We start from the raw sequence: 4,794 nt of genomic DNA, 5'->3' as shown, positions 1-4,794 counted from the left end.
CCCCGGTGGATGTGCTGGAGGCCGTGCATCGTGGCGTGGACATGTTTGACTGCATCATCCCCACGCAGGTGGCCAAGCGCGGCACCGCCTTCACCTCACGCGGCATCGTCGAGCTGCGCCGCTCCGTGTACAAATTCAGCGAGGACCGGCTTGATGCCGCCTGCACCTGCCCGGTGTGTGCCACACACAGCCGCGCCTACCTGCACCACCTCACCAAGACGCAGGAGCAGCTCGGCTGGACGCTCGTGGGCCAGCACAACATCCACTTCTACCACCAGCTCATGCGCGAGATCCGCCAGAGCATTCTGGAAGACCGCTTCATGCCGCTCTACCGCGAGCGCCGCGAGATCTTGCAGATCGAAGATGTGGATCACCCAGTCACGCATCCCAAGCGCACCTCCACCAAACCGCAGCACGAAGGCGACTACGAACTCCATGGCGAGCCGCCCGCCATCCGGCACGTCAGCAGCGGCCGCACCTTTCCCACCACGCCGCAGCTCGATTCCGCCATCGAGTCCCAGCTCATTCAGCATCTGCGCCTGCCTGCCGAGTCGCCGCCACTCATCGTCTGGGATACGCAGCTTGCCACCGCCGCCACCGGGCTCGCCGTCATTCTTCTCTACGAAGCCGAAGCCGCCAAGGGCCCCATCCGCCCGCTGCATCTCATCAGCTTCAGTGAAGACCTCGCCCCGCTGCGCCTCGCCCTCCATCACAAACGCCACTTCCCCTACCTCCGCCACGGCGCCGCCGACACCCTCATCCGCCGCGATGTCTGGGAATCCCGCTACTGCCCCGGCCTGAAATGGACCCTCATCCACGGCTCACATGCGGAGATGAAGACGCAGGCGCCAGTGGCAGATGTGGTGGTGGAAAGTACTCACGAGCTTTAGCTCGTTCTTGAAAAGCGCCGCACCTCCCAGAGCAAGCTAAAGCTCGCAAGTACTTTGGCGCTCGTCACTTTTTCATTCACTTCGTGACATCAATGTCATGCGTCTTCACCTCTGGCTTCTCCTCCGTGCCCTTGCGCCGCAAAAAGTGTCCGATGTCCACGCCGAAGTACGCCAGGCAGTTGATCAGCAGCGCCGTCGCCGCCGCTTCATCCAGATTGCCAAAGATGGGGATGTTGTCCGGAATAAACTCCGCCACACCGAAGCCAACGTTCAGCAGGTAAAGAGCCGACACAATGCCCGAGGCGAGCACCAAAATATCACGGATCAGTTTCATAAGGAGTGGGGATGACAGATGCAGGGACAATGTGCCTGCACTTGCCCCCCACGCTAAAACAACCTTGGGAGAAAAATGGAATAGCCGCCTCCTACTTCTTCACCCACCCATCCTTCAGCGTCACCGTGCGATTAAACACTGGCGAACCGGGCTTTGAATCAATCGGATCAGCATAGAAATAAGCGACACGCTCAAACTGCCAATGCGTGCCGGGGGCCGCATCCTTCAGTGAAGGCTCCAGTTTCGCGTTGGTGATCGTCTCACACGATGCGGGATTCAGGAACTTCGCAAAATCTCCGTCCTCACCGGCATCAGCATCCGGGGTCTCCACGGTGAAGAGGCGGTCGTAGAGGCGGACGGTAGCATCAATGGCATGGCGGGCGCTGACCCAGTGGATGATGCCTTTGGGCTTGGTACGGCCTTCCGGCTTTTTGCCGTGGCGCGTGGCATCATCATACGTGCAGCGCAGTTCCACGATGTTCCCAGCGTCATCCTTGATGATCTCCTGGCAGATGATGCAGAAGGCAAACTTCAGACGCACTTCGCCGCCGGGCTTGAGGCGGTGGAAGCCATCGGAAGGGAACTCCATGAAGTCGTCGGACTCGATGTAAAGCTCGCGGCAGAGAGGCACCTGGCGGGTGCCCGCAGCAGGATCTTCAGGGTGGTTCGGCGCTTCGAAGTACTCGACCTGATCCTCGGGGTAGTTCGTGATCACCACCTTGATCGGGCGCAGCACGCCGTAGGCACGGTGGGAAATCTTGTTGAGGTCTTCGCGGATCGAGTGTTCGAGCAGGGCGATCTCCGTGAGCGAATTGAACTTGGTCAGGCCGATCGTTTTGCAGAAGCTGCGAATGGCAGCGGCGGTGATGCCACGGCGGCGCATGCCGCTGATGGTGGGCATGCGTGGATCATCCCAGCCATTCACGAGATCATCCTTCACCAGACGCAGCAGCTTACGCTTGCTCATCACCGTGTAGGTGAGGTTCAGGCGGGCGAACTCGCGCTGATACGGCGCGCCGGGCAGGCCATCGACGTTGCTGATGAGCCATTCATAAAGTGGGCGGTGGTGCTCAAACTCCAGGGTGCAGAGGCTGTGGGTGATGCTTTCCAGAGCATCGCTCAGCGGGTGCGCGTAGTCATACATCGGGTAGATGCACCACGCATCGCCAGTGCGGTGATGGTGCGCATGCAGGATGCGGTAGAGGGCCGGATCACGCAGGTTCATGTTCGGCGATGCCATGTCGATCCTGGCGCGCAGCACTTTTTCGCCTTCCTTGAATTCACCCTTCCGCATGCGGCGGAAGAGATCCAGGTTTTCCTCCACGCTGCGGTCAGCGCCCGCACTGCGAGTGCCGGGGGAGGTGAGGGTGCCACGGTTGGCGCGCATCTCCTCATGCGTCTGGTCATCCACATAGGCGAGGCCCTTGGTGATGAGCTGTTCGGCGAAGCCGTAGAGCTTTTCGAAGTAGTCGCTGGCGTAGAAAAGGTGCTCGCCCCAGTCGAAGCCCAGCCATTTCACATCCGCCATGATGCTGTCCACGTACTCCACTTCCTCCTTGGTGGGATTTGTGTCGTCAAATCGCAGGTGGCAGCGCGAGTTCGGCGCATGCTCCTGGGCGAGGCCGAAGTTCAGGCAGATGCTCTTGGCGTGGCCGATGTGCAGGTAGCCATTGGGCTCCGGCGGGAAACGGGTGACGACCTGACCGCCGTTGCGACCTGCGGCGAGATCGGCAGCGATCATTTCACGGATGAAATCGAGGGAGGCGGGAGGTGTGGCGGCGGCTTCGGACATGGAGGGGCGGAGTTTCCGCACTAGGCGTGATGAGTCAAGGAAGGCCATCGAACCACGGAATACACAGAATACACGGAAAAGACCTGATTTTCAGGATTCTGCCTTCCGTGTATTCTGTGTATTCCGTGGTCAAAGAATCCATGTTCTGTGAAGCTCGGGCCCTCTCGGCACTTGCACAGGCACGGAATCCGTTGTTTTTCCCCGGAACCATGTCCCATCCCGCCCCAGCGCCCACGCATCTCGATCTCTCGAAACTCGGCGAGCCCGTCTATCGCGGCTCCGTGCAGAATCTCTACGCCGTGCCAGATCATCCGGGCTACGTCGTGTGTGAGACCACGCCAGCAGGCTCCGTCTTTGACGTCGGCTCGATCTTCAACATCGAAGGCAACGACCTGAACCGCGCCATCTTCCGCCACGCCATGTACTCCCGCCTCGCTCAGCCGGAAACCTGGCAGCGAGTGAAGAAGGTCATCGAAAACACGCCGATGGACGCCGCCTGGCGCAAAGAACTGCTCACCGGCCCCTTGGAAACGATGCTGGAGCGCGGTGCCGCGACGCACCACATCGGCATGGTGGATGCCGTGACAGGTGAGATCGTCCGCTCTGGCCTCCCTGCGAATCCGAGCTGCTACAACGTCGTGCGCCGCTTCCCGGTGATGCACCCGCCGCAGCGCAATCTGCTGGGCACCCACGTCTTTGACTACGCTCAGTTTCACCAGAGCGCCACGTACGTGGTGCCTTTGGAGTACATCGTGCGCTTCGGCGTCACCAGCGGCTCTTCGATCCTGAAAAAATACCAGGGCCTGAGCGAAGCGGCCAAGCGCAGCTACGAGCAGGAGCTCGGCCTCTCCAAGCCCATGGGCGTGTGGGAGATGCTGGAGCGCCCCATTTATGACCTTACCAGCAAATACGAGCCCGAGGACCGCGCCGCGAGCAAGCAGGAGGCGCTGATGATGTCCGGCCTCAGCAGCGATGACTTCCTTCACACCGTGAAGCTGGCCATCCTCGGCGGCTGGGCCGTGCGCGAGCTTCTGGAAAGCGCCGGCCTGCTGCTGTGGGACCTCAAATGGGAGTTCGCCGTGGATCGCGAGGAACTTCTCTTTGTCGACACCATCGACGCCGATTCCTTCCGTGGCACCACCTTCCTTGAAGTGGAAGGCCGCAAGCTGGTCATTCATTACAACAAGCAGGCCATGCGCGACTACTATCGCCTCGTGCATCCAGACTGGTATGCAGGCATCAATGAAGCCAAGACCCAGGCGCAGAAGATCGGCAAGCCCTTCAAGCAGGTGCTCAAAGCCGGACAGGCCGACGGCAAATGGCCGCAGACTCCGGTGGTGGACATCGAATTCCTCGATTTGCAGGCCCTCAAGACCGCGCTGATCCGTCAGCACGTCGCCGCAGAGCGTGATGCCGCAGAGATTCGCGCCGATTTGGAAGCCGCCGGCGTGGCTGAAGTGGAGTTCTATCGCCAGCGCGGATTGCTGGGTGATTTGCTCGCGGCAAATGCCGTGAGTTAAAAACTCTTCAAAATCAGTGCCAAAAAAACTTGCGTGATGGATGAGAACGTTTATCCATCTCGCCCCCTTCTTCGGGAGCGGGAAAAAGTGATTCCTGAGTAGCTCAGCGGTAGAGCGGGTGGCTGTTAACCACTAGGTCGTAGGTTCGAACCCTACCTCAGGAGCCATCGCAATGGCAGAGTAGCTCAGGGGTAGAGCAGAGGACTCATAAGCCTTTGGTCGGGAGTTCAAATCTCCCCTCTGCCACCACGTTGGAAC

General features: G+C 60.2%; 4 protein-coding genes and 2 tRNA genes. 4 read left to right on the top strand and 2 right to left on the bottom strand.

Annotated features, from left to right (window positions below; translation table 11 throughout):
• The coding region (locus WAW39_RS06185; protein ID WP_422316857.1) for a tRNA-guanine transglycosylase at positions 1–890 on the top strand (890 nt) is incomplete at its 5' end.
• A gap of 76 nt (positions 891–966) precedes the next feature.
• Here the strand turns inward: WAW39_RS06185 and WAW39_RS06180 are convergent.
• Complete coding sequence (locus WAW39_RS06180) at positions 967–1,224, bottom strand: DUF1232 domain-containing protein (protein ID WP_422316855.1); 258 nt, start codon at positions 1,222–1,224, stop codon at positions 967–969.
• Positions 1,225–1,315: 91 nt separating this feature from the next.
• A complete protein-coding gene (locus WAW39_RS06175; RefSeq protein ID WP_422316853.1) occupies positions 1,316–3,016 on the bottom strand; it encodes a glutamine--tRNA ligase/YqeY domain fusion protein in 1,701 nt (566 codons plus the stop codon).
• A 209-nt stretch (positions 3,017–3,225) separates the two neighbouring features.
• Here WAW39_RS06175 and WAW39_RS06170 point away from each other — a divergent pair, with 209 nt between their 5' ends.
• From WAW39_RS06170 to WAW39_RS06160, 3 genes are all read left to right on the top strand, one after another.
• A complete protein-coding gene (locus WAW39_RS06170; RefSeq protein ID WP_422316851.1) occupies positions 3,226–4,536 on the top strand; it encodes a phosphoribosylaminoimidazolesuccinocarboxamide synthase in 1,311 nt (436 codons plus the stop codon).
• A 92-nt stretch (positions 4,537–4,628) separates the two neighbouring features.
• Positions 4,629–4,703, top strand: a tRNA-Asn gene (locus tag WAW39_RS06165).
• Between the two features lie 7 nt (positions 4,704–4,710).
• Positions 4,711–4,785: transfer RNA gene (locus WAW39_RS06160), tRNA-Met, on the top strand.
• Positions 4,786–4,794 lie beyond the last annotated feature (9 nt).

The sequence above is a fragment of the Prosthecobacter sp. genome, from assembly GCF_049294395.1.
In the GTDB taxonomy this organism is placed as follows: domain Bacteria; phylum Verrucomicrobiota; class Verrucomicrobiia; order Verrucomicrobiales; family Verrucomicrobiaceae; genus Prosthecobacter.
This window is presented reverse-complemented; position numbering and strand designations above follow the sequence as displayed.